Below are 24714 nucleotides of genomic sequence, written 5' to 3' on the forward strand. Positions count from 1 at the left end.
ATAAATCGCTACAATAAAGCATAGACGCCGCAACAAGTTATGTTAAAATGAATGTGGCAAACATTAGTTCTATTGGATAAATTTAAAGGATAATGGACTCATTAAAACGAATGTTTTACTAATTTAATTTTGAAAATGGCGATGAGCGCCATTTATGTTTTTTTAGGCAGGAAGGGGTATTTTAGTGGCAAGGAATCAGCAAGCATTTGATTACAATGATGATGCCATCCAGGTACTAGAAGGTCTTGAGGCGGTAAGAAAGCGCCCAGGTATGTACATTGGCAGCACTGATTCACGCGGTCTTCATCATCTTGTTTATGAGATCGTGGATAACTCTGTCGATGAAGCACTTGGCGGATTCGGGGATCAGATCATTGTAAAAATACACAAAGATAATTCCATAAGTGTTATGGATAAGGGTCGAGGAATGCCTACAGGTATGCATAAAATGGGAAAACCAACTCCTGAGGTTATTTTAACGGTACTCCATGCCGGCGGTAAATTTGGTCAAGGCGGCTATAAAACCAGCGGCGGATTGCACGGTGTTGGTGCTTCGGTTGTAAATGCATTATCGGAATGGTTAATCGTTACGATTAAACGAGATGGCTTCGTATACGAACAACGGTTTGAAAATGGCGGAAAGCCCGCTACAACACTCGAAAAAATTGGGAAAACCAATCAAACGGGAACAACGATTCATTTTAAGCCGGATACGACCATTTTCTTGACAACGAACTATAACTTTGAAACTCTAGCGGAACGGCTGAGAGAATCAGCTTTCTTGTTAAAAGGATTAAAAATCGAGATCATCGATGAACGTAATGATCTCCACGAAATTTTTCACTATGAAAATGGAATTGAGGCATTTGTTGAATACCTGAACGAGGATAAAGAAACTCTTCATCCCGTTGGAAGCTTTGAAGGAACTCAGAATGGGATTGAAGTAGAATTTTCGTTTCAATTCAATGATGGCTATTCCGAAAATGTCTTATCCTTTGTTAATAACGTAAGGACAAGAGATGGCGGTACACATGAAGCCGGCGCAAAAACGGCGATGACAAGGGTGTTCAATGACTACGCCCGCAAGGTTGCTTTTCTGAAAGAAAAAGACAAAAATTTAGACGGAAACGATATTCGTGAAGGATTATCGGCAGTTATTTCGGTCAGAATCCCAGAAGAACTGCTCCAGTTTGAAGGACAAACAAAAGGAAAACTCGGTACGAGTGAAGCAAGATCCGCAGTGGATTCCGTGGTGTCTGAACACCTTTCCTACTTCCTAGAAGAAAATCCTGATATCAGTTCGCTATTAATCAAAAAATCAATTAAAGCGTACCAAGCCCGAGAAGCAGCAAGAAAAGCCCGTGAAGATGCACGGAGCGGCAAAAAGAAGAAACGCGGAGAAGCAGTCCTTTCCGGAAAGCTGACACCAGCGCAATCACGAAATCCGCAAAAGAATGAACTTTACCTAGTAGAGGGTGATTCCGCGGGAGGTTCTGCCAAGCAGGGCCGCGACCGCCGCTTTCAGGCTGTTCTTCCCCTCCGCGGTAAAGTCATTAATACCGAGAAAGCGAAACTGTCGGATATCTTCAAAAACGAAGAAATCAATACGATCATCCATGCGATTGGCGGCGGAGTTGGGGCCGATTTTTCTGTTGAAGACATCAACTATGACAAAATTGTCATTATGACCGATGCCGATACCGACGGCGCCCATATTCAAGTCTTATTACTCACCTTCTTTTACCGCTATATGAAGCCGCTTGTAGAAGCAGGCAAGGTGTTTATTGCCCTGCCGCCATTATACAAAGTAAGTAAAGGCTCAGGAAAAAAAGAAATCATTGAATATGCCTGGAATGAAGATGAACTCCAAGGTGCCATAAAAAAAGTCGGCAGAGGCTACATCATCCAGCGCTACAAAGGCCTTGGTGAAATGAATGCTGATCAGCTATGGGATACGACCATGGATCCCGAGACTCGGACATTAATCCGCGTTAAGATTGATGATATCGCCAGGGCGGAACGCCGCGTTACGACCCTGATGGGAGATAAAGTAGAGCCGCGCCGCAAATGGATTGAAAGTAATGTGGCATTTGGTTTAGAAGAAGATGATACGATTTTAGAAAATGAAAATATAACGGTCACAGAGGAGGGAACTGAAGGATGAGTGCACTTGAAAAATTCCGGGACTTACCTCTAGAAGATGTCATTGGTGATCGTTTTGGCAGATACAGTAAGTACATTATCCAAGAACGTGCCCTTCCGGATGCCCGGGACGGTTTAAAGCCTGTACAGCGGCGTATTTTATATGCGATGCATGTAGAAGGCAACACATTTGATAAAGGTTTTCGAAAATCAGCTAAGACGGTTGGTAATGTTATCGGTAACTATCACCCGCACGGTGATTCTTCCGTTTATGAAGCCATGGTGCGTTTGAGCCAGGATTGGAAGGTTCGAAATGTACTTGTGCAAATGCATGGGAACAACGGTAGTGTCGACGGTGATCCGCCTGCAGCGATGCGTTATACGGAAGCAAGGCTTTCGGCGATTGCGGCTGAACTCTTAAGAGATATTGAAAAAGATACGGTGGAATTTATTCCAAACTTTGATGATACGTCGAAGGAACCGACTGTCTTACCGGCGATGTTCCCGAACTTACTTGTTAATGGCTCCACAGGTATTTCAGCTGGTTATGCCACCGATATTCCTCCCCATCATTTGGGTGAAATTATAGATGGCGTGATGATGAGAATGGATCAACCGGATTCAACCGTAGATGAACTCATGACCGTGATTAAAGGACCAGATTTCCCTACGGGCGGTATCATTCAAGGGATAGAAGGCATTAAAAAAGCCTATGAAACTGGTAAAGGGAAAATCATTGTCCGAGGAAAAGCGGAAATCGAAGAGGTTCGCGGCGGTAGGCAGCAAATCGTTATTACCGAGATCCCTTATGAAATCAATAAAGCCAATCTCGTCAAAAAAATGGATGAGTTTCGTTTAGACCGTAAAGTAGAAGGCATGTCTGAGGTCCGTGATGAAACCGACCGTACGGGTCTTAGAATCGTCATTGAATTAAAAAAGGATGCCCATGCAGAAGGTGTTTTGAACTACTTATATAAAAATAGTGATCTTCAGATAACCTATAACTTTAATATGGTGGCGATCTATAACAAACGCCCAAAACTAATGGGGATTCGCGAGTTATTAGACGCCTATATTGGCCATCAAAAAGAAGTTGTCACAAAAAGAACGCAATTTGACCTTAATAAGGCGAAAGAGCGCCAGCATATTGTGGAAGGGTTAATCAAGGCTTTATCGATTCTGGATGAAGTGATTGCAACCATTCGTGCGTCAAAGGACAAGCGGGATGCTAAAGATAACTTAATCGCCAAATTTGCTTTTACAGAACCTCAGGCTGAAGCGATTGTTTCTTTACAGCTCTACCGTTTAACTAACACAGATATCACTGCCCTTCAGAACGAGGCAAAAGAGTTAGCAGAAAAAGTGGAGGAACTTACTAGTATTTTAGCTAGTGAGAAAAAGCTTTTATCGGTTATAAAAAAAGAGCTGAAAGACGTGAAAAAGCGCTTCGTAGATGAACGTCGTTCGAAAATCGAAGCGGAAATTGAAGAAATCAAGATTAATCTTGACGTCACAGTGCCAAGTGAAGATGTAATTGTCACCGTGACACAAGAAGGTTATGTGAAACGAACAAGTCAGCGTTCCTTTACGGCATCCGGCGGACAAGACTTGGCGATGAAGGAATCGGACCGTCTCCTTGCCCAGCTTGATATGAATACCAAAGATGTCTTGCTGCTCTTTACCAATAAGGGGAATTACTTGTTCTGCCCTGTTCACGAGCTTCCAGACATCCGTTGGAAAGATCTCGGCCAGCATATCGCCAACATTATTCCAATTGACCGTGACGAAGAGATCATACATGCCATCTCCGTCAAAGATTTTGAAGTGGATGCTTATCTTGTGTTTGTAACGAAAAACGGGATGGTTAAGAAAACCGAGCTGAAAGCCTACAAAGCACAGCGGTACTCTAAACCACTTGTGGCCGTCAATCTTAAGGATGATGACCAGGTAGTGGATGTGCATCTAACCGATGGCACGAAAGAACTCTTCTTAGTCACCCATTTGGGCTATGCACTATGGTTCCATGAGGAAGAGATTAGTATCGTCGGCCAGCGGGCTGCAGGTGTAAAAGGGATTAACCTAAAAGAAGATGATGTCGTGGTTGGCGGCAAGCTGATCACACCAGATAGCAGTGAATCGATTGTCGTTGCTACCCAGCGCGGTGCGTTTAAACGAATGAAGTTAAAAGAATTTGAAAAAGCAACCCGTGCGAAGCGTGGTGTTGTCATCCTCCGCGAGCTAAAAGCAAAACCGCACCGGATTGCAGGTTTTGTTGTCGCAAATGAACAAGATCTGATTATTATTGAGACGGAAAAAGGCTACACTGAAATGCTAAAAACATCGGATATTAGCTATAGTGACCGTTATTCGAACGGCTCGTTTATCCTTGACGAGGACGAAAACGGCAAGGTAAGCCATATATGGAAAGTAGCCGCTGCCGAACCAGTAACTGAATAAAACGATGAAAAGAACCTCCTTCGAAAAAAGGAGGTTCTTTTCATTTTTTTCCCAAAAATGGACATACTAAGTAAAAGAAAAGGATGTGGAGGGGAACTGGGTGAAAAAAGAGATGCTGTTAGTTATCGTTTCGTTTTTTTTTATATCACTTACGACCATTACGGGTGTATATGCGATTGAGGAGAATATAAGGACTGTTACGATCTCAAAACAAGAAGCGGATCTGACAGGTGATGGGCAAAAGGAGACCATTTGGTTAAAAGGGGTACCCTCTCAAGATGAAGATGATTACTTGAAAAGTGTCTTTATTGATATCAGGGCTTCCAATGGCAGAACCTATAGCTTTCCCTTAGAAAGCGGTACGAAGGCATCCTTAAAGTTAGTAGATTTAAACCATGATGGTTTGAAAGATTTATTTGCAAATGTACTAACAGGTGAGAGCGATGGGAACGTGACGAGCTATTTGTATAGCTTAAAGAATTTTGAACGGACCGACTTAACCGTTCCAGAGCCACTAGAGATGGATGCTAAGTTTAAAAATGGCTACAAAGCGGAAATCAAATTAACCAAAACCGGAAAATCCTATCTTTTTGATTTGAAAAATCGCCAGGAGTATTATAAAAAACTAGGCTTTTATTACCGTGGGAAACTGAATGAGCCAACTGAATTAACGGTTAACTCCTTTTATAATGTAAAACCCATCCAAATCGACCAGCAAAAAATGGGATTAAAAGCGCAGCAAAAAGTAACCGGGATTGCCAATGCTGATACCATCGCCTTTGTTAATTCAATTTGGTATTATGACAATGGACATTGGAAACTGTTTAAGGCAGAAGTAACCCATTAACCATATTTCATTTTCTTTCTAACAAGCCACCAAAACACAGAAAAATTTCTGTGTTTTTTCTTTTTGTTAATGATTGACGTAGTATTTTAACGGGAATATACTTAGGTTTATAAATAATTAAGTTACCTAACTATTAGTATGGTAAATAAAATGAGGTGAAGCTAGTGGCTCATTTTGAAAGTGAGACTGCACAAAAATTAATGAAGGCTTTTCAGCAATTTCGTAAAACGGGCTGGCACGAAAAGAAAATTGCTGGATTTAACCCAAGTGAATTCAGAGTGCTTGCCCTGATTCAACGAGCAAATGAGAATAACAGTGAGATGAAGGTTTCAGAAATTAGCCAGAAATTGAGAGTAACACCGCCTACCGTGACGCAAATCATCAATGTTCTCGAAAAGGATGGTTTTATTGAACGGACCATTCATCCAGATGACAGACGCTCGGTCAAGATCAGTTTGACGGAAGAAGGACTTCAAGCAACCGAACAAGCTAGACAGTCATTTGCGAATACCTTTCTCGGTCTTATTGATTATCTTGGGGAAGCAGAAAGCTTGCAGTTAGCAGAATTGCTTTCTAACGTGCATGATTACTTCAATCAATTGGAAAATCAATAAAAGATAAAGAAATTTAACATGGAAAATGGAGTGGAAGCGATTTGTTAAAATTGAGTAAATACCTTAAACCATTTCAAATCCCGATCTATGTTGTCCTTGTGCTAGTGCTGTTACAATCTCTATCAGAATTGTATTTACCTACCCTCATGTCTGATATCGTAGATAAAGGGGTCGTCACGGGAGACACTCATTATATTTGGAAAATTGGCGGCTATATGCTGCTAGTAGCTTTAGGCGGAATGATTTGTTCGATCGCGGCCAGCTTTTTCTCAAGCAAGGCAGCATCAGGCTTCGGCAGGTTATTGCGGAGCAAAGTCTTCTCACATGTCGGAAACTTTTCTTTAAGTGAGTTTGATCAGCTTGGAACAGCTTCACTGATCACGAGGACAACAAACGATATTACACAAGTCCAGCAGGTTATGATTATGATGCTGAGAATGATGGCCGCTGCGCCAATGATGTGTATTGGCGGGATTATCATGGCCTATTCAAAAGATGCCAAGCTTACAGGGGTCCTTGCAGTGGCGATTCCCATTTTGATTGTAGCGATTGTGGTCATTGCGAGAAAAGGGATTCCGCTTTTTAAAGCCATGCAAGTAAAATTGGATAAACTCAACCGTGTGTTACGGGAGAATTTAACAGGTATTCGTGTTATTCGTTCCTTTAACCGCGTTGAGCATGAGAAAAAACGCTTTAATGAAGCCAACTGGGATTTAACACAGACCGCGATAAAGGTAAATAAAATTATGGCGGCAATGATGCCGATTATGATGGTTGTTCTCAACCTTACGACGGTGGCGATTGTTTGGTTCGGCGGCCACCGGATCAGCAATGGAAACATGGAAGTTGGGGATATGATGGCATTTATTCAATACGCCATGCAAATCATGTTCTCGTTCATTATGTTATCGATGATGTTTGTAATGATTCCTAGAGCTTCAGTTTCAGCAGTTAGAATTAACGAAGTCCTTGAGACGACTGCCGATATTAAGGACCCAGCTTCCACAACATATATCGAAGGAGAAACAGGTCATGTGGAATTTCGCGATGTGACTTTCAGTTATCCGGGTGCTGAAATGCCGGCCATCTCTAACATTTCTTTTTCGATGAATCCAGGAGAAGTGACGGCGATTATTGGCGGAACGGGCTCAGGTAAATCAACACTGATTAATTTAATTCCGCGTTTTTATGATGTGGATAGTGGTCAAATTGCGGTGGATGGAACGGATGTTCGTAAAATGACCCAAGAGCAGCTTCGTCAAAAAATTGGGTTCGTTCCCCAGCAAGCTATTCTCTTTACGGGTACGATTGCCGAAAATATCCGTTATGGTAAAGAAGATGCTACAGATGACGAAGTTCATCATGCGGCTGAAATTGCCCAAGCAAATGAATTTATTTCATCCATGCCTGAAGGATTTAATGCCACGATTGCCCAGGGGGGAACAAATGTTTCGGGTGGTCAAAAACAGCGGCTATCGATTGCCCGTGCCCTGGTAAGAAAGCCGGAAATCTATATCTTTGATGATAGTTTTTCAGCATTAGATTTTAAGACGGATGCCAAGCTGCGGGGGGCCTTAAAAGCTGAAACCGGTCAGTCCACAGTCTTAATTGTGGCGCAACGGGTCAGTACGATTATGGATGCCGATCGAATTATAGTCTTAGATGATGGAAAGATTGCTGGGATCGGCACACACAAACAACTCATGGAAACGAGTTCTGTTTATCGAGAGATTGTGATGTCACAGCTGTCAGAGGAGGAAATTGCATGAGTGCAGACTCTAAAAATCAACCTAGCGAGGGTTCACCAAGAAGAGGTCCAGGCGGAGGATTTGGTCCTCGGGGAATGGGGATGCCTGTCCAAAAAGCAAAGGATTTTAAAGGAACACTTAAAAGGCTCGTCGTCTACTTAAAACCATATAAATTGCAGCTCATTTCTGTCCTGATCACTGCCATCATTAGTACGGTCTTTTCGATTGTCAGCCCGAAAATAATGGGGAAGGCGACTACAAAACTCTTTGAAGGGTTAATGATGAAGCTAAAAGGGGTTCCCGGTGCTAAAATTGATTTTGACTATATTGGTCATATCATTTTGCTATTAGTCGGCCTTTATCTATTGAGTGCAATCTTTGCTTATTTACAGGGATATATCATGGCAGGGGTAGCTCAAAAAACCGTTTATAATCTTCGGAAAGAAGTAGAGGAAAAGCTGAACCGGATGCCATTAAAGTACTTTGATTCGAAGACCCATGGTGAAATCCTCTCAAGGGCTGTCAATGATGTAGATAATATCAGTACCACCCTTCAGCAAAGCTTAACACAGCTGATTACCTCAGTTGTTACCTTAGTCGGTGTGATTGTGATGATGCTGTCGATCAGTCCATTAATGACCTTGATTGTGATTGTGACCTTGCCGCTCAGCTTTATTGCAACGGCAAATATTGCGAAAAAATCGCAGCAGTATTTTAAAGGACAGCAAAAGTCTTTAGGTCAGTTGAATGGTCATGTAGAGGAAATGTATACAGGCCATAAAGTGGTTAAGGTTTTTGGCCATGAAAAAAGATCGATCGAGGAATTTGAAAAAATTAACGAAAAGCTCTATCAATCAGGCTGGAAGGCCCAGTTTGTGTCGGGAATGATCATGCCGCTGATGTCGTTTATCAATGATATCGGCTATGTGCTAGTATCGGTGGCCGGCGGAATTCTGGTAACAAAAAAGGCGATTGAAATTGGAGACATTCAAGCTTTTATCCAATATGCCCGTCAGTTTTCGCAGCCAATTGCGCAAACCGCACAAATCGCGAACGTGATCCAATCGACGATTGCCAGTGCAGAACGGGTTTTTGAAATTTTAGACGAAATAGAAGAAGTTCCAGAAGCGGTTGAACCAAAAGATATTCCATCGCCGGAAGGAAACGTCAGCTTTGAGCATGTCTCCTTTGGTTATAAAAGCGATGAGCTGCTGATTGAGGATATGAATATTGAGGTGAAATCAGGACAAAAGGTGGCGATTGTGGGACCGACTGGCGCTGGTAAAACCACTTTGATTAATTTATTAATGCGATTCTATGAGCTTAATTCTGGAAAGATAGTAATCGATGGAATTGATACTAGAGAGCTAAAAAGAGAGAAACTAAGAAGCTTATTTGGAATGGTACTTCAGGATACATGGCTGTTTAACAGTACCATCCTTGATAATATCGCTTACGGTAGAGAAGGGGCGTCCGAAACGGAAATTATCGCTGCAGCGAAAGCCGCCAACGCGGACCACTTTATTCGTACACTTCCAGATGGATATGAGACGGTTCTAAATGAGGAAGCTTCGAATATATCTCAAGGGCAGAAGCAATTACTCACGATTGCACGGGCAATTCTTGCAGATCCTGCTATTCTAATTCTTGACGAAGCAACGAGCAGTGTTGATACCAGAACAGAGGTACAGATTCAAAAGGCAATGGATTACCTGATGAAGGGACGCACAAGTTTTGTCATTGCTCACCGTTTATCAACGATCCGAGACGCAGATTTAATCTTGGTGATGAATCATGGGACGGTTATTGAAAAGGGGACGCATACAGAATTATTAGCTCAGGGCGGATTCTATGCGGATTTATATAATAGCCAGTTTACCGGTCAAAAAAATGTGGGATAGAATAAAGCGCTTAGGAGTTTCCTAAGCGCTTTATTTATTGATTGTTTCTTTTTACATTGAAACGGGAACCTCATATACTAAGTGAATTATAGAGGAAGTGAACAATATGCTGAATTCGATGTCAAAAGCAGAAGCGAAAGATAAAATCAGAGAAGTGAAACCATGGGTACGGCGATTTGGCCGCTTAGGTTATATGGCTAAAGGCCTCGTGTATGGAATGATTGGGGTACTCGCAGCATTAGCAGCATTCGGATCCGGAGGCGGCATGACTGGAACATCTGGGGTTCTTCATTCATTGGCCGGAATGCCATTTGGTGAGATTGCATTATGGATTATCGGAATTGCTTTAATTGGTTACATCATTTGGGATTTTATTAAAGCGATTAAGGATCCTGAAAATGACGGCACTGATGCTAAAGGACTGATTAAAAGAACTGGTTATTTCATCAGTGGAGTCATTTATACGAATTTAGCATTTGGTGCTATAAAATTAGCTAGTCACACGGGGTACTATGGTGGTGACAACTCAGGAAAAACGATTTCGGCTAAGTTAATGGATCAGCCTTTTGGTGTATGGATAGTTGGAATAGGAGGAGCAATTATTACTGGATATGGTGTTTTCGAACTTTATAGTGGTATAAAAGAGAAATTTATGTCTAAATTCAAAACCTATGAAATGAATGATAAAGAACGTAAAATCGCACGACTGTCTGGTAAGCTAGGCCTGATTTCAAGAGGGATTGTTCTAAGTATGGTCGGCTTTTTTTTCATTCGCTCAGCATACACACATAACCCAGATCAATCAAAAGGGATTGGCGGTGCTTTAACAGCATTAGCAAACCAGCCATTCGGACAGTTTATACTGGTAATAGTGGCAGTTGGACTGATTTTATATGGTGTCTACCAAATTATTATAGGAAGATATCAGCATATGAATTTTGGAAAATAGTATAGAGTTAAGTGATGATTAAGCTACCGCGATTAATACTGTCGTGGCAACTGTATAATGGTACCACTGGGAAGTTTATTGGAAATCTCGACCCTACAGGTTTCACAGGTCAATTCCACCTCGTGCTTTGGTCATTGGTCCTTACGGTTTGCTGTATGTTTCCGTTCGTAACATTCCAGAGCCAGAAGGCGGCTATGTGCTGCGCTTCAACCCGAAAACTGGGAAGTTCCTTGGAGTATTTATTGAGAGCAACTCGGTCAACGACCTCAACCGTCCTGAAGGCTTGGTGTTCGGTCACGATGGTAACCTATACATCACCAGTTTTCAAAGAGACGCTAACGACACTGATAAAATTTTGATATTTCATGGTAAAACGGGCAAGTTTCTCGATAAGATTGACCTTGAAGCCGTCGGACAGCCGCGCGCCTTTGCGCAGGCACTCCTATTCGGTCCCGATGGAAAACTGTTTGTCCCTATTACTGGCAACGGTCCTGACACCGGTTCGGTTCGGTTCGGCGATACAACGTCCATCATCATCATAAGACGTTCGATGTATTGGTGCCTTCGGCTTTATTGGGAGGAGCGTTAGGGATGCCGTGGTATCTGACATTTGAGCATACAACCCCCGCAACACTAGCTTACAAGAATAACCAGGCAGGAAGCAGAAATCATCATCACCATCATGCGGAAAGTAGTGACGAGAGTAGTAATTAAAAATTGAATTTATAAGGAAAGACCGTTCTAACGTTGTAGAGCGGTCTTTTTGGACAAGTTGTTCTAAAAGGGCAGATTCAAATTTGCAATGAGTTGTTTAACAATTCAACTGTTGAACTTAAACTATAGAGTGCTTGAGTTTAAGAAGGATTGCTGCGGCGATTCTTTTTTAGTCAGTAAAGAAAGGTTATACATGAAGAGAATAAGTATTAATATTTGTTAAGGTGGTGTTTTGATGCTTCAACATGAATATGGATGGGTTCGACAAACGGAAAATATAATAAATTTAATGTATAACTATTTTAAGTCTTGTCATTTTGCACTACAATATGTAATGGGGGTGAAAAAGTATGAATATTAATAACTTCCGTTACGATAAGGTTGGTTTGGATCGCTTTTTTGGACCATTAGAAGCAAAAATTATGGATATTTTGTGGAATGGAAAGGAAAAGAGCATCAAAGAGGTTCAACAGGTAATCGAAAAAGAAAGAACTATAAATTTTAATACTGTAATGACAGTTATGAACCGACTGGTAGAAAAAAAGATTCTTGAAAAGAGAGTTGAAGGAAGATCTTCGCTTTATAAACCCATTATGACAAAAATGGAATTTATTGATGAACAGTCAAAGAAAATTACTGAAAACCTGTTAGATGAGTTCGGTGGTATGGTAGTAAATCACATGCTGGATTCATTGGAAGATGTTGATCAAAACTTACTTGATAAACTAGAACAAAAGCTTAACCAATTAAAAAAGGGAAGTAAGTAACGATGTGGAGAAATAAATCGTTTTTTGTCTTAAGTGCAGGACTCTGTTGTGGTGTTGCTTTATTTGTACAGATGGGATTATATCTGGCCAATGTCTTTTTTGGTCCATCTTTTTATGATAATATATTTCAATTTTGTGTTAGGATCTTTAAGCAGGGTACAGTTGAATATTTCGGTGTTTTATTCCTTGTTAATACCTATGTCATCTACACAATATTAGTCTTTTTAAATAAAATCAGACAGCAAGTGAAAAACACAAACAGATTAAAGAAAAAACTTTTCCTTCTTACTGATTGGGAACATACAAAGGAAGTAAATCAAAGGTATAAGAGGAGAAAAAAGGACATCGTTATCATTAAAAGTAATGAACTGATCGCTATCACTTTTGGGCTGTTAAATCCAACTATCCTTCTATCTACTGCATTATTAGAGATGTTAGACGGAGTGGAACTAGAGGCTGTTATACAGCATGAAACTGCCCACCAAAAGTTTTATCATACCTTAAAAATTTTTCTATTAAAGACAATCTCAGAAGTAATGTGGTATATTCCACTTACCAAATGGGCGTATAAAAATTACAAAATTATGATTGAATTAGTTGCAGATGAGTATGCTATTAAGCTGATGGGGACTGAAATGGGCTTAAGCGGTGCTCTGCTAAAGCTGATCAAGACTCACTTAGGAATGAAAACTCAAATTCTGCTTGTTCCATTTGCTGATGGAACGATTGATTACAGGATTAAGCATTTGATTGAACCATATTATGCAATACCTTTTAAGATACAAACAAAATCGGTTATTATTTCAATTAATGTCATGATTTTTTTGTTCGTTTTAATGATTATTGTTTAACATTAGATGAAGGTGAATAAAGAAAAGGCGGGAAGTCCAATAAAGGATAACCCGCTAAGTTTTTTTATGTACTCTTCTATTAAATAAATGGTTAAAAATCAAATCAATTAATAAAATAATCATACCATAATGAATGAAATAATCTGCGAAGTTTAAGATACCATGGTTTGAATGAAATGATATAAAATCTGTAACCTGATTATATAAAATGCGATCTATCGCATTTCCGATTCCTCCTCCAATTATAAGGCTAGTGCCTAAATCAATTAAAAACCTCCTATTATTAACATCGTTACGATATTTAATCAGTATAAAAGCCGTTAAAAAAGCAACAGGCACAAAGTAACGTCCATACCCTTGAAAAGAACTAAATGCGGCTCCACTATTTTCAATGTGGCTAAGGTTCAAAACACCTTTCCAGACTTCCATAGAACTTCCTACTTTTATATGAGTACGAATCCAATATTTTGATAATTGATCAATCAAAATAACAAAAGTAATAAAAATATAGTACAAGTTTAGGACCTCCTTCCTGAAAATTGGTGTTTTACTTGACGGATAAAAACATAGTAACTACAATGTGTAGTGTAATTGATTCATTCATACAAGTCAAAAACTATTACTTTGAATCAATGCTCTAGTAAATTAAAATTTCTAGAAATCCCATGTCTAGATTTTTTTATAAATTTTTACACTACACAACATAGTGTTGTGGTGTTGAAAGGAGAATGATTATGAGAAACAGACAGGAAATTGGTTCTTTCCTCTTGAGGGCAGTATTAGGTATTACCTTCTTTGTACACGGCTTATCAAAATTCCAAGGAGGTATTGATAATATTGGAGTTTGGTTCCATAGTATGGAAATCCCTAGTTTTATGGCATATGTAGTTGCAACCATTGAATTGGTGGGCGGAATTGCGATCATATTAGGACTTGGGACAAGAATTGTTTCGGCTTTTAATGTGTTAATCATGGCGGGTGCAATTTTAGTTGTAAAACTACCAGCTGGTCTAACCGGTAACGGGAAGATGCCTGGTTATGAATTGGAACTATCATTAATGATTATAGCCCTTTATCTTGTGTTGAACGGGAGCCGCTTTTTATCAATCGATTCGATTTTAGTAAAGTCTAAAGGGGAATCTAGAGTTTTACAAAATTAAGACCTTAACCAACCACTTTCATGAAATGGGGTGAATACATGGCTACAAAGAAAAAATCAAAATCGAAAAATTCCTCTTCTCGAATGTTCTTTTTCGGGGTTGTAGGACTAGCTATTATTTGCTTCATTGGAATAATGCTACTTAGTAACATCCAAAAAACAGATGTTTCAAACACTTCGGCAGCTACATTCGATTATCAGCATCAACCATACTTAGGGCAAAAAAACGCTCCAGTAAAAATGGTAGAGTTTGGTGATTACAAATGCCCAATCTGCAAAAATTTTAATGATACAGTATTTCCTGCAATTGATAAAGAGCTTATTCAAACAGGAAAGGTCCAATTCTACTTTATGAACGATCCATTTATTTATACAGACTCAACAAGGGCTGCTCTTTTTGCGGAGACGGTATTTCAAGAATTAGGTAATGATGCTTTTTGGAAATTTCATGACCAATTGTACTCAGAACAACCATCAGATTCTAAATATGAAAAAATTGATCTTTATTCGACAAGCTTTTTAGAAAAGACATTAAGTAAAGTGGTTAGCCAAACAGATAGTGAGAAAGTGGCCAAAGCATTCAAAATAAAAAAATATCAAAGTACTTTAGATAAAGACACTTCTTATGTTAATCAATTAGGAATTTCAGGGACACCGACATTCTTTGTGAATGGACAACAATTTAACGGTAATTCCTATCAGGATCTTATTGATATGGTAAATAAGGCTGCTACTGAGAATTAGTTTTTCTATAAAACTACATAAAATTAAAACTTCACCCCTTTAGTTCTAAGGGGTTTTTTTAATTGGTTTAATTACAAATAAAACAATTCCCGTCCAAAACATATTCAGATTTTTCGATAAATATGCTATTTAATAAAGTTGTTAAAAAGGAGGGGAATTCAAGAAAAGTAGTTTTGCAGTTAAAAAATAATTAACGGAGAATAAAATATGACATACTTTTATGATCATAGCTTAAATCAAAGTGCTTCCTATCTTGATGCAATATATACTGTATTGGAAAGAGGAATGGCAGCTAAAGAGGTGGTATGCTCGATTACAACAGGATTTCGATCCATTCCCTCATTAAGAACTAAACCAGGTCTAAATCCATACCATGCATCGGTTGCAGATATTGGTTATGGTTTTGATTCGGTGCAGGGAACCATTAATCGATTACGAAATGGTGAATCTATTCCCTTTGCATATGAAATGCTGGTTTTTGAACTTGATACATTAAGGGTTAGCGAAAAACAATTAAGTCCAAATTTTGAATTAGTCGTTAAGGAGGCACCGTCAGAATTTTATTATTTAGTTGAGCAAAGCCGTTATTTGAACTATCAAATTGGTGAAATGATTAGGGATGCCAATAGGTTAGGTCGAGAGTTATTAGGGGATAAGTGGCATGAAATACATTCCCGAATCCAAAATATTCAAGCAATCCCACGACTTTAAGTGGAGGTGAAAAAGTGATCAATAAACCATTGGTAATGGATTTGGAAGAGAGGCAACGGTTGTTAGATTGGTGGAATACAATGGAGTCAGCAAAACCAATGGTAAGAAGATTAATGTCATTAATAACTGAACTCCGAGTACATCCTGAATCAAGTCGTGCAGATGGAATGGTCCTATTTTACAGAGCTGCATCAGAGATTTCATATGGATATGCAGGAGTAAGAGGGTGTATTAGAAGAGCATTTACAGATGAATATCGAGAATCACTTCGTATGAATATGGTCATGTGCCATAGTTTCGCGGAAAAATATTCGGTAGATACTAAGGTTCTTCTGGAACGAGTTGCTCAACAAATTACTGGTCAGAATGCTTTACAACTAATACAAAAGATTCGAGAAACATTAGCTGAAAACGATGAAATGTTAAAAGAGATCAAAAGGAAAGCTGATGCGTTTTTTGGGAGGGAAACATTCCATTCGATGCAAAATAAAGTGAAGGATTCCATCACATTGCCTAAATTTTAAGATATTTTAGAGAGACAAATAAAATGATATTGAAAAAATAAATAAGAAAAGTTGCATTCTTTATCATTTTTTATATGTAGCCATAGAATAGGCGTTTAAGGACTTGACTTGGAGCCTCTGTGGGTACGATTTTGAAGCTAAGGTTTCATCAGGAAAACGAGCCTATCATACCCACTTCTCCAAGTATAGTTCTATGTTTGTTAACATTAAAAACTATAATTACTTACTATTTATATCGCTTTTACAATTATTGCAAAAGCTTCTTTTTTATTAATGTGATAATTTCTGCTGTATTTACAATTAGGGTTCTTTCTTCCATATATGCATCTTTTTTAAGGGATGTTTTTTTATTGAAGTAAATGGCAGTTTAGCCATAAATGCTATAATTAAATAATCCTAAAAAATTTTTATTAAGGAGCCTTTATTGTTTTGGAAGCAAAATATATTAATTTCTGCGAATTCGGCAGTCCGAAGGATGTACTAAAAATTGAATATAAAACCATTGAACCACCAAAAGATAATGAAGTTCTTGTTCGAATGTTGGTACGACCTATAAATCCTTCTGATTTAATTCCAATTAGAGGGGCGTATTCTCATCGAATTTCCTTACCTACTGTTCCTGGTTATGAAGGAGTTGGGATTGTAGAGGATGTAGGTCCTTTAGTTTCAAAAAACCTTATTGGTAAACGGGTTTTACCTTTGCGTGGGGAAGGTACGTGGCAAGAGTTTGTTAAGACATCAGCAGAATTCGCCGTTCCTATACCTGATTCTATTGATGATTTTACGGCATCACAAATGTATATCAATCCCGTAACAGCGTGGCTGGTATGTACGGAAGTTTTAAAATTAAGACCAAATGATGTTTTATTAGTTAACGCATGTGGTTCTTCAATTGGGCATATTTTTGCTCAATTATCAAAAATTTTAGGTTTTCAATTGATTGCGGTGACTAGAAATAATAAGTATACAGAGGAATTACTTCATCTCGGTGCTTCTAATGTGATAGATACCTCCATAAGTCGTCTAAATGAAACCGTAATGGAATTAACAAGTGGAAGTGGTGCGGATGCTGCCATTGATTCTGTTGGAGGTTCGGATGGTAATGAATTAGCTTTCAGTGTCCGCCCTAATGGAAAGTTTTTATCAATCGGTCTTTTATCAGGGATACAAGTAAATTGGGCAGAAATTGTAAATCAAGCAAAAGTGAATGCGAATATGTTTCATTTACGGAATTGGAATAAAAATGTCTCAGAAAAAAAATGGCAAGAAACTTTTAATCATTTAATACGGCTAATAGATGGTAAAAAATTAGGTTTGATGATGGTTGATTCTAAGTATGATTTATCGGATGTCAATAAGGCAATTGACGCTGTTGAATTTTCTAATAAAACAAAAGGGAAAGTATTTTTAACAAGTTATTTATAAAGCTGCTTGATAGGGGAAGAATCGTGCTATTCTGCAAGAGGGTTCCGTGGCTGGCTTAGCTAAATTTGAATTTGAACGGCATTCTAGTCACTAAAATGGTTTGGTGGCTAGAATGCCGCCACAAAATCATGGAGGAATGAATATGTCAAAATCAAAACAAAAAATCGTTCCGCATTTATGGTATGAAAAGGGGGCAAAAGAAGCTGCCGAGTTTTACGCTTCCATATTCCCGAACTCAAAAATTACGAATGTCACAACCATTCAGGACACACCAGCAGGCGACTCCGAGATAGTCTCATTTGAGTTGTGGGGGCAGAAGTTTATGTCAATCAGCGCTGGGCCTTATTTCAAAATCAATCCGTCGATCTCTTTCATAGTTAATTTCGACCCATCGCGAGAAAATGATGCGAGCAAAAAAATAGATGAGGTATGGATCAAATTGTCGGAAGGCGGCACAGCGTTAATGCCGCTTGATAAGTATCCCTTCAGTGAAAGGTTTGGCTGGATTCAGGATAAGTATGGAGGTCTTCCAGCATAAAATCGGCGAACATGATTGTTCCTTCTTTATCAGGTGCCATGCCTTGAGGGTAGCGGGCGATAAGTCCCTGTTTTGCTTTCTTAAATACGGATAAATAAAAATGAATTGCCTCTTCCGCCCTGCCGCATTTTTCGCCGACAAACAAAAGTGATGGAACTATAGTAGGCCGTACTTCACCTTCTGGATTGGTAAGCATCAATTGCCAGGACAAAGTGGTTTTCCGCAATGGATAGCGCACATGAACATAAATTCAATTTTAATGAGGCAATCTCATTCATGGTGTATTGTGACACACAAGAAGAGATTGATTACTACTGGGATAGGCTATCTGCAGTTCCTGAAGCAGAGCAATGCGGCTGGCTAAAAGATCAGTTCGGTATATCCTGGCAGGTTGTGCCAAGCGAGATGAATGAGATGATGAGCAAGGGTAGACCAGATCAGCTTGCACGTGTGACGAATGCCTTTCTAAAAATGAAGAAATTTGATCTGGAGAAATTACGGAAAGCATACAAGGGATAATCAGAATGCAGACTATGGATGATCTAGGGTAAGATTTCATCCGTTTCTCAAGCTTTCGATAAAAGCAAAAAACATCTCTCCCAAAAAATGATCTTTTAGAGGAAATATTGGTTCACTATGAAAACTCATATGCATATTGAGGTAAAAGGGGGAGTTTAGTTGAAGAAGGGATATGCAAAGAAGCATATCCCCAAATGATTTAATGACTATTTTCAATGAAATATACCATATAATAATTTACCAGCCCAAAACGCAAGTAAAATCCAAATTAGAATGAATAGTAGGGCAACAATCCAGTTTTTTGGTTTACCATTTTTTCTAATTTCTTCAGCCTTTTCTCTGTTTTCTTCAATAATGTAAGGGGGTATTAATTTTAGTGCCAGTGAAATGCCCAGCGGAACAATAATTAGGTCATCGAGATAACCCAATACTGGAATGAAGTCAGGAATCAAATCGATTGGACTAAAAGCATAAGCAACAACACAAATAGCAACCAGTTTAGTGTACCAAGGTACTCTATTATCTTTGTATGATAAATAAAGAACAAATAAATTTTGTTTTAGTTTTCTTGTGTAGTTTTTTAATTTTGCTAAAGTATTTTTTTGTTCCATCTAACTCCTCCTTGTTAGTAATGATTATAAAGTAAAATAGGAGAGAGTTGAAACTTCAAAAGCGTTTTTTTGTCAGCTGTTATTTAGATGGAAAATAGAACAAGAGGGAAGAGAAGGCACCCGATATGTCTTCTAGAGTTGCTCTTATCTAAACAAAGGGTAGGAGTTTTCATTCAATACTATCCTCATGAATGGTTTTAAAGACAAACAGACACCAAAATCACCAAAAAATTGTCTTCAAAATCTGCTATAAGGGACATTAAGAGAGGAGTTGTCATCCCAATTATTGATAAAAATTTTGTTTCGTCTCACTATCTTAAGTATACTTAGTTATTGAGATAAAACCGCAACTCAATTACATAATAATATTATGTAAACTGATGAAATGAAGAAAAACTGCCAGTAGGGTGACAGTTTTATTGATTGTTAGTCGATTTGTTCTTTCGGCATATCCATTTTGTCGACAGCAATTTTTAAATCATCATTCTTAATATGAGTATAAATCATCGTTGTCTGGATCGATGAATGACCTAATTGGCGTCTTAATTTCGGTACATCATTGATCTCAGCATGGTATCTGGTGGCAAACGAATGCCGCAGCTTATGCACCGATAATGATGGCTTCCCAAATGCGGTTGCATATTTTTCAATGAGTTTTTCAACCGATCGTGCTGTCAGCCGCCGCGATTTTCCTTTAGGACCGACCGGTGCAGAAATAAATAATGCCTTATTGGTTTTGTCTACTTGATATTTAGCTGCTCTTACTGAGAGGTATTCTTGGAGATCTGCCATTGCCACTTGGCTGAAGAAAACAAATTGTTCTTTATTTCCTTTTCGAATCACTCGTACACAGTATTTACTAAAATCAATATCATCTAATTCAATACCGACTAACTCCGAAAGACGCAGTCCTGAACCCAAAATTAAGGAAACAATCGCGGTATCACGTTCTTTATTTAATTGATAAAAGTTAGATAGTTTTTTATTTTCTTTATTTAATTCGCCATAATCTTTTGCAACAAATAAACGAAACTTTTCGTATTCATCGCCAAGGAGGATTTTACCTTCCATTTTATTTGCTTTTGTTTCCATGCTGTCTTTTACTTCATTAAACTCGATTTTGGCCATTACATTTCGATTGATATAAGGCTTTAAATCCGGTGTTTCGGCGATATTTTGCAGATAATTAAACAATGACTTTAAAGCCGATAACTTACGATTTACCGTCAATTCCTTGTTGTCTAATTGATAATGCAGATAGTTTAAAAAGTTTTCCACCTCTAAAACGGTCATCTGTTCAAGACGTTCCAGTGGGATTTCCTTAACACTACCTTGATATAGCTGCTCCATAATAATCCAATTGAAAAAGATCTTGTAGTCATGACAGTAATTAAATAAAGATGCAGTCGAAAGTTTGCGCAGCTTATGATTTATGTATTCTTCGACATACCAAGGGAGTTCGTTAAGCAAGGTTTGTAATTTTTTAAAATTGGTTTGTTTATCCTGATTTACCATAATAACACCTCACTTTTATTTTACTTGGTATACTTAATTACGTCAAATTTATATTTTACGTAATTAAGTTTTTGGGTGAAATCGGTATCACCTACATAAACATCTTCTAATAAATCGTCAACTTCTTTTATTAGGTCTTCTGCCCTTAGACATCTGGCGTTTCCAAGCAATAATACATTTTGGTTGTCACGGTAAAAAATATGACAAAGATTCGACCATCATGTTTGACAGTCGAATCATTTTTTTTGATATCCAGGATGATTGTGCCGCTTACATCCAAATAGATAACAAGCTCCGGTACGATAAGTTTCAAACTCTAATTTAGGAGTATAACCAGAAGAAATAAGGTTTATCATATTTTTATACTGATTATTCTCTTCTATTAACTCTTCAATAAACTCTTTCTTATCCATTTCCGTCCAGTTTTCTTCAACTTCTTCTTTTTTAGCGCCTTCTATTTCTTCTCCCTTCTCTTCAATAGCTTCTTGTATAACCTGATTCATACGTGAGTAATTATTAGTTTTAAGTAGAGCATAAACAAATCTACGCACCCAATAAGGATCTTTAGAGTAATCTTTGTACCCCGTTTCAAACCAATGAATCGCTTCTTTATAGCAATTCATTTCAATGTATAAATCAGCTACATCGATTTCCCCAACAAAATCATCCGCTTTTTTGTTAAACCTATCCAACTTCTCTTTTGCTTCTGTTATTCGCCCTAGATCAATTAAACATTTAATATGACTATACATCACATTGTCCGAATCTCCTGCTCCTCGCGAGAAAAACTCCGAAGCCTTTTCCAGCTCTCCAAGTTTATAATAAGTTACAGCTAAATTGTGATATGCTACATCGGATGGTTGAATCGAAATGGACTTTCGCAATGCATCTTTAGCTTCTTTCCATTGTTCTTGTCTAATGTGAATTTCCCCAAGAATGTTATAAGGAAAGTATGAGGTTGGATTCATCTTAACAGCTTCCTTTATTAATTCAAGGGCTTTATCATCATCCTCTTCCTCATAAAGGTACACCCAGGCAAGATTATTCAGGGATTGTACGTCTCTGGACTCATGAACTGCTTGTTGAAAGAGTTCCATTGCTTCCTCATATTCATTTTGTTCAAACTTTTCAATTGCCTTTTGATTAGTGTTCAAGTATTGCCTCCGAAGTAAATTAATAGTAAATTTATTTAAATTCATTGAAATTTATTAATTCTAACTATTCTGCATCGTACTTAATCAGAATCATAATTGTGTTAATATCTCATTCACCTTAACATCAACTTCCTCTAGTTTCTCGCCTTGAGTGGGTTTTTCTGCTAATCGAATTAAGTCATTCTTTAACATCTTTCTACTTTAAATATGTACTTCAAAAGGATGCTCGTTTTTCTATTTGTTTTTACCTACGTATTCAATTACAATGCCATTCCCCTTTTTTTATCCTTTTCATAAACCTCAGATGATTTATCATAAATCACCTTCAAGTTCTTGTCACTTTGCTATTTAACCGAAAATTCTTATGCAAATCATCAAATCAATCGCTGCATTTTTTTAATAGCTTCTTGGCTTAATGTAGCAGCTGTACCATTTTCAATTTGTTTCCGCCCTTTTGTTTGTTAGACCGTCATAATTAACGCATCGAATCAAATGATCCGATGCGTTTGTTTTTTACAGTTGGTTATAAGTTTCATCATCAACAGGCTCTAACCATACCGGAGTACCTGTGGTGATTGCAATGTGTACAAACCAGCTATCTTTTGTAGCTCCATGCCAGTGTTTGACACCATCATGGGTGACAATTACGTCCCCTGCTTTTAATAATTGAGCAGGTTGTCCATCTTCTTGGTACCAACCTTGACCGCCAGTTACTAATAAAATTTGATATCCATCACGATGGATATGCCAGTTATTTCGACATCCCGGTTCAAAAGTCACATTCCCGACACCAACATTGATTTTAGAGTCAGAGACTAATCCTTGAAGATAACTTTGTCCCGCAAAAAATTGTGAAAAAGGATTTTTTTCGCCCGCTGGGAAAAAAACGCCATTTTTTACTTCTTCATGTTTTGCCATTTTTAATTCCTCCACCTATTTATTTTAACTTTCCTCCGAATACAGGGAAGAAGCTATGCTCGCCATAATTCTGGATTTGCTCTACATTTTTTAAAGTCTCCATATCTGCATCGCTGATAACAAAATTAAGCTCTGCATTGTTTCTCATGTGATCCGGATTTGCCGTCTTTGGAATGACGACAAGACCAAGCTGGATATCATATCGCAGGCAAAGCTGAGCAACAGATACTCCGTACTTATCAGCTATCACCTTAACCTCTGCATGATCGAGAACTGCACCGTGTGCAATTGGTGAATATGCTTCTACTAGGATGTCATTCTTCTGGCAGAATTTAATAAGCTCCAAAGGAGTATTGCTCACATGTGCCAATATTTGATTGACCATAGGCTTGATCTTACAGCTTGAAAGAATATTCTCTACATCATCTTGAAGGAAGTTAGAAAGACCAATTGCCTTTACCTTTCCTGTCTTATAAGCATCCTCCATTGCTTTCCATGCTTCTTTGTTTTCCTTGAAGTAACGGTTCTCTTCACGGAACTCGGTCCAAGGCTGAGGGCTGTGGATAATCAGAAGATCAATATAATCCAGTCCCAGCTTTGCTAAAGAATCATCAATGGACTTCGTGACTGCCTCATAGGTCTTTAATTCTGCTGCAACCTTTGTCGTGATAAAAAGTTCTTCTCTTGCAACACCGCTTGAACGGATCCCTTCGCCTACACCAGTTTCATTCATATAAGCTTGAGCAGTATCAATATGACGATATCCGATCGATACCGCTTCTACCACTGCCTGTGATGCCTGTGCATCGTCAATCAGCCAGGTACCAAGGCCTAATTTTGGAATTTTTACACCATTTGATAATTTGTAAGTTTCGTTAAACATGCTTTTGTTATCTCCTATACATGGTTATATTTTCTTCACGTGAAACAGAGATGCTTACTCTCCAGCGTTTACTAAATCCTTAATCGTTTGCCTTAATTTTCAGGAATCATTTCATTAATGCAAGCTAATGCGTTTAGTGTTCTCGGAAAGCCCATATATGGGAGGCAGTGAGTGATGGCGTTGATCAATATTTCCTTGTCAGTGCCTACATTTTTGTTACCCAGCACATGTGACTTCACTTGGCTTTCACAACCGCCCAACGTACTGATAATACAGAGTGTCAACAACTCTCGTGTTTTCAAATCAAGTCCGCCACGGGTGTAAAAGTCTCCGAAGCAAAAAGAGGAAAGATAATCCTGCATATGCTTTTGATTTTCTGGAGCAGCCTCACGCATTTTTGCGATTGTCTCACCAAAAATCTCTACTTGAGTAGCAAGTCCTTTCTCAAAACGGCTATTTTCATCTACTGTTTTTTGGCTTTCAAGTGGTAAAGTGATCTCCTTCGCTTCGAAGACCTCATTCACTTTATTGATGGCGTTTAATGTTTTGGGAAATCCGATATATGGAGCACACTGGTAAACTGCCTCTTTGATTTCTACTGGAGTCAGCCCAACGTTTAGTGCTGCAGCAACATGTGACTTGAGCTGAGGGAATGTCTGGTTGGTAGTAAGCACTACCAGAGTAATCAACTCGCGTTGCTTGTCATCCAAATTTCCTTGATAGAATACTTCCCCAAAAATGAAGCGGCTAAGGATGTCTTGAAAATCAGGATCGGTAGCGTATGCGGCTGGTACTCCATTTCCAAATAGTTGTTTGTATTTTTCTATACTCTTTTCTATGCGGTCCATAAATAAGCCTCCTGTTTGAAGTTAATTTACTTGTATTATTTCAAAAGTTAGCTCCAAAATGATTATTGATCGATTAATCAACATCTGTTTATAATTATAAAAAAATCATTCACGCTTTCAATGGTTAATTTAACGCAATTCGTTGATTACTCAACAAATCAATTTAAATTGTTGA

General features: G+C 38.4%; 27 protein-coding genes. 18 read left to right on the plus strand and 9 right to left on the minus strand.

All coding sequences use genetic code 11. From position 1 onward, the window contains the following. The first annotated feature begins 184 nt into the window (after window positions 1–184). The 11 genes from parE to J7E81_RS12220 all read left to right on the plus strand — a co-directional run bounded on the left by parE (window position 185) and on the right by J7E81_RS12220 (window position 12990). Window positions 185–2164, plus strand: coding sequence for a DNA topoisomerase IV subunit B (gene parE, locus J7E81_RS12175; RefSeq protein ID WP_215042468.1), 1980 nt, complete (start codon window positions 185–187; stop codon window positions 2162–2164). Further along, on the plus strand, window positions 2161–4599 hold the full coding sequence (gene parC / locus J7E81_RS12180; RefSeq protein ID WP_215042469.1) for a DNA topoisomerase IV subunit A: 2439 nt from the start codon (window positions 2161–2163) through the stop codon (window positions 4597–4599). Before parE ends, parC begins: the two co-directional genes overlap by 4 nt. Window positions 4600–4699: 100 nt before the next feature. Then, complete coding sequence (locus tag J7E81_RS12185) at window positions 4700–5446, plus strand: hypothetical protein (RefSeq protein ID WP_215042470.1); 747 nt, start codon at window positions 4700–4702, stop codon at window positions 5444–5446. A gap of 164 nt (window positions 5447–5610) precedes the next feature. After that, window positions 5611–6060 (plus strand): MarR family winged helix-turn-helix transcriptional regulator, encoded by a 450-nt coding sequence (locus J7E81_RS12190; RefSeq protein ID WP_215042471.1) that lies wholly within the window; start codon window positions 5611–5613, stop codon window positions 6058–6060. Between the two features lie 41 nt (window positions 6061–6101). After that, the gene (locus J7E81_RS12195) at window positions 6102–7829 is read left to right on the plus strand and encodes an ABC transporter ATP-binding protein (RefSeq protein WP_215042472.1); all 1728 of its coding nucleotides are present in this window, start codon (window positions 6102–6104) and stop codon (window positions 7827–7829) included. Then, window positions 7826–9709, plus strand: a complete 1884-nt coding sequence (locus J7E81_RS12200) for an ABC transporter ATP-binding protein (RefSeq protein WP_215042473.1) — start codon at window positions 7826–7828, stop codon at window positions 9707–9709. Before J7E81_RS12195 ends, J7E81_RS12200 begins: the two co-directional genes overlap by 4 nt. 106 nt (window positions 9710–9815) lie before the next feature. Next, on the plus strand, window positions 9816–10658 hold the full coding sequence (locus J7E81_RS12205) for a DUF1206 domain-containing protein (protein ID WP_215042474.1): 843 nt from the start codon (window positions 9816–9818) through the stop codon (window positions 10656–10658). Between the two features lie 196 nt (window positions 10659–10854). Further along, a complete protein-coding gene (locus J7E81_RS12210; protein WP_215042475.1) occupies window positions 10855–11247 on the plus strand; it encodes an NHL repeat-containing protein in 393 nt (130 codons plus the stop codon). A gap of 2 nt (window positions 11248–11249) precedes the next feature. After that, on the plus strand, window positions 11250–11372 hold the full coding sequence (locus tag J7E81_RS30905) for a hypothetical protein (protein WP_285292010.1): 123 nt from the start codon (window positions 11250–11252) through the stop codon (window positions 11370–11372). A gap of 350 nt (window positions 11373–11722) precedes the next feature. Beyond that, complete coding sequence (locus J7E81_RS12215; protein WP_215042476.1) at window positions 11723–12139, plus strand: BlaI/MecI/CopY family transcriptional regulator; 417 nt, start codon at window positions 11723–11725, stop codon at window positions 12137–12139. A 2-nt stretch (window positions 12140–12141) separates the two neighbouring features. Next, on the plus strand, window positions 12142–12990 hold the full coding sequence (locus J7E81_RS12220) for a M56 family metallopeptidase (protein ID WP_215042477.1): 849 nt from the start codon (window positions 12142–12144) through the stop codon (window positions 12988–12990). 54 nt (window positions 12991–13044) lie between these two features. Here J7E81_RS12220 and lspA read toward each other — a convergent pair whose 3' ends face one another. Further along, a complete protein-coding gene (gene lspA / locus J7E81_RS12225) occupies window positions 13045–13530 on the minus strand; it encodes a signal peptidase II (RefSeq protein WP_308162211.1) in 486 nt (161 codons plus the stop codon). Window positions 13531–13724: 194 nt separating this feature from the next. On the opposite strand from lspA, the gene J7E81_RS12230 reads away from it, so the two are divergent. From J7E81_RS12230 to J7E81_RS12260, 6 genes are all read left to right on the plus strand, one after another. After that, window positions 13725–14150 (plus strand): DoxX family protein, encoded by a 426-nt coding sequence (locus tag J7E81_RS12230; RefSeq protein ID WP_215042479.1) that lies wholly within the window; start codon window positions 13725–13727, stop codon window positions 14148–14150. A 38-nt stretch (window positions 14151–14188) separates the two neighbouring features. Next, window positions 14189–14893, plus strand: a complete 705-nt coding sequence (locus tag J7E81_RS12235; protein ID WP_215042480.1) for a DsbA family protein — start codon at window positions 14189–14191, stop codon at window positions 14891–14893. Window positions 14894–15100: 207 nt separating this feature from the next. Then, window positions 15101–15604 carry a hypothetical protein gene (locus J7E81_RS12240; protein WP_215042481.1) on the plus strand — a complete coding sequence of 168 codons (504 nt, stop codon included), beginning with the start codon at window positions 15101–15103 and terminating at the stop codon, window positions 15602–15604. 14 nt (window positions 15605–15618) lie between these two features. After that, window positions 15619–16128 (plus strand): hypothetical protein, encoded by a 510-nt coding sequence (locus J7E81_RS12245; protein WP_308162205.1) that lies wholly within the window; start codon window positions 15619–15621, stop codon window positions 16126–16128. A 429-nt stretch (window positions 16129–16557) separates the two neighbouring features. After that, window positions 16558–17553, plus strand: coding sequence for a zinc-dependent alcohol dehydrogenase family protein (locus J7E81_RS12255; protein WP_215042482.1), 996 nt, complete (start codon window positions 16558–16560; stop codon window positions 17551–17553). Between the two features lie 142 nt (window positions 17554–17695). Continuing rightward, the gene (locus tag J7E81_RS12260; protein ID WP_374104029.1) at window positions 17696–18091 is read left to right on the plus strand and encodes a VOC family protein; all 396 of its coding nucleotides are present in this window, start codon (window positions 17696–17698) and stop codon (window positions 18089–18091) included. On the opposite strand, the gene J7E81_RS12265 is transcribed toward J7E81_RS12260, so the two are convergent. Next, complete coding sequence (locus tag J7E81_RS12265; protein ID WP_374104030.1) at window positions 18039–18302, minus strand: VOC family protein; 264 nt, start codon at window positions 18300–18302, stop codon at window positions 18039–18041. The two genes, J7E81_RS12260 and J7E81_RS12265, sit on opposite strands and share 53 nt — an antisense overlap. Before the next feature lie 14 nt (window positions 18303–18316). On the opposite strand from J7E81_RS12265, the gene J7E81_RS12270 reads away from it, so the two are divergent. After that, a complete protein-coding gene (locus J7E81_RS12270; RefSeq protein WP_374104031.1) occupies window positions 18317–18610 on the plus strand; it encodes a VOC family protein in 294 nt (97 codons plus the stop codon). 212 nt (window positions 18611–18822) lie between these two features. On the opposite strand, the gene J7E81_RS12275 is transcribed toward J7E81_RS12270, so the two are convergent. The 7 genes from J7E81_RS12275 to J7E81_RS12305 form a co-directional block, all read right to left on the minus strand. Next, window positions 18823–19221 carry a YkvA family protein gene (locus J7E81_RS12275; protein ID WP_215042483.1) on the minus strand — a complete coding sequence of 133 codons (399 nt, stop codon included), beginning with the start codon at window positions 19219–19221 and terminating at the stop codon, window positions 18823–18825. 426 nt (window positions 19222–19647) lie between these two features. Beyond that, window positions 19648–20736, minus strand: coding sequence for a tyrosine recombinase XerS (xerS, locus tag J7E81_RS12280; protein ID WP_215042484.1), 1089 nt, complete (start codon window positions 20734–20736; stop codon window positions 19648–19650). Window positions 20737–20756: 20 nt separating this feature from the next. Further along, entirely contained in the window at window positions 20757–20936 is a 180-nt protein-coding gene (locus J7E81_RS31365) for a hypothetical protein (protein ID WP_215042633.1), read from the minus strand. 36 nt (window positions 20937–20972) lie between these two features. Next, window positions 20973–21890 carry a tetratricopeptide repeat protein gene (locus tag J7E81_RS12290; protein WP_215042485.1) on the minus strand — a complete coding sequence of 306 codons (918 nt, stop codon included), beginning with the start codon at window positions 21888–21890 and terminating at the stop codon, window positions 20973–20975. A 513-nt stretch (window positions 21891–22403) separates the two neighbouring features. Beyond that, complete coding sequence (locus J7E81_RS12295) at window positions 22404–22808, minus strand: cupin domain-containing protein (RefSeq protein WP_215042486.1); 405 nt, start codon at window positions 22806–22808, stop codon at window positions 22404–22406. Window positions 22809–22827: 19 nt separating this feature from the next. Continuing rightward, entirely contained in the window at window positions 22828–23691 is an 864-nt protein-coding gene (locus J7E81_RS12300) for an aldo/keto reductase (protein WP_215042487.1), read from the minus strand. A gap of 92 nt (window positions 23692–23783) precedes the next feature. Then, window positions 23784–24539, minus strand: coding sequence for a carboxymuconolactone decarboxylase family protein (locus J7E81_RS12305; protein WP_215042488.1), 756 nt, complete (start codon window positions 24537–24539; stop codon window positions 23784–23786). Between the last annotated feature and the right edge of the window lie 175 nt (window positions 24540–24714).

Origin of the sequence: Bacillus sp. ISL-18, from assembly GCF_018613415.1 — a bacterium.
In the GTDB taxonomy this organism is placed as follows: Bacteria; Bacillota; Bacilli; order Bacillales; family Cytobacillaceae; genus Neobacillus.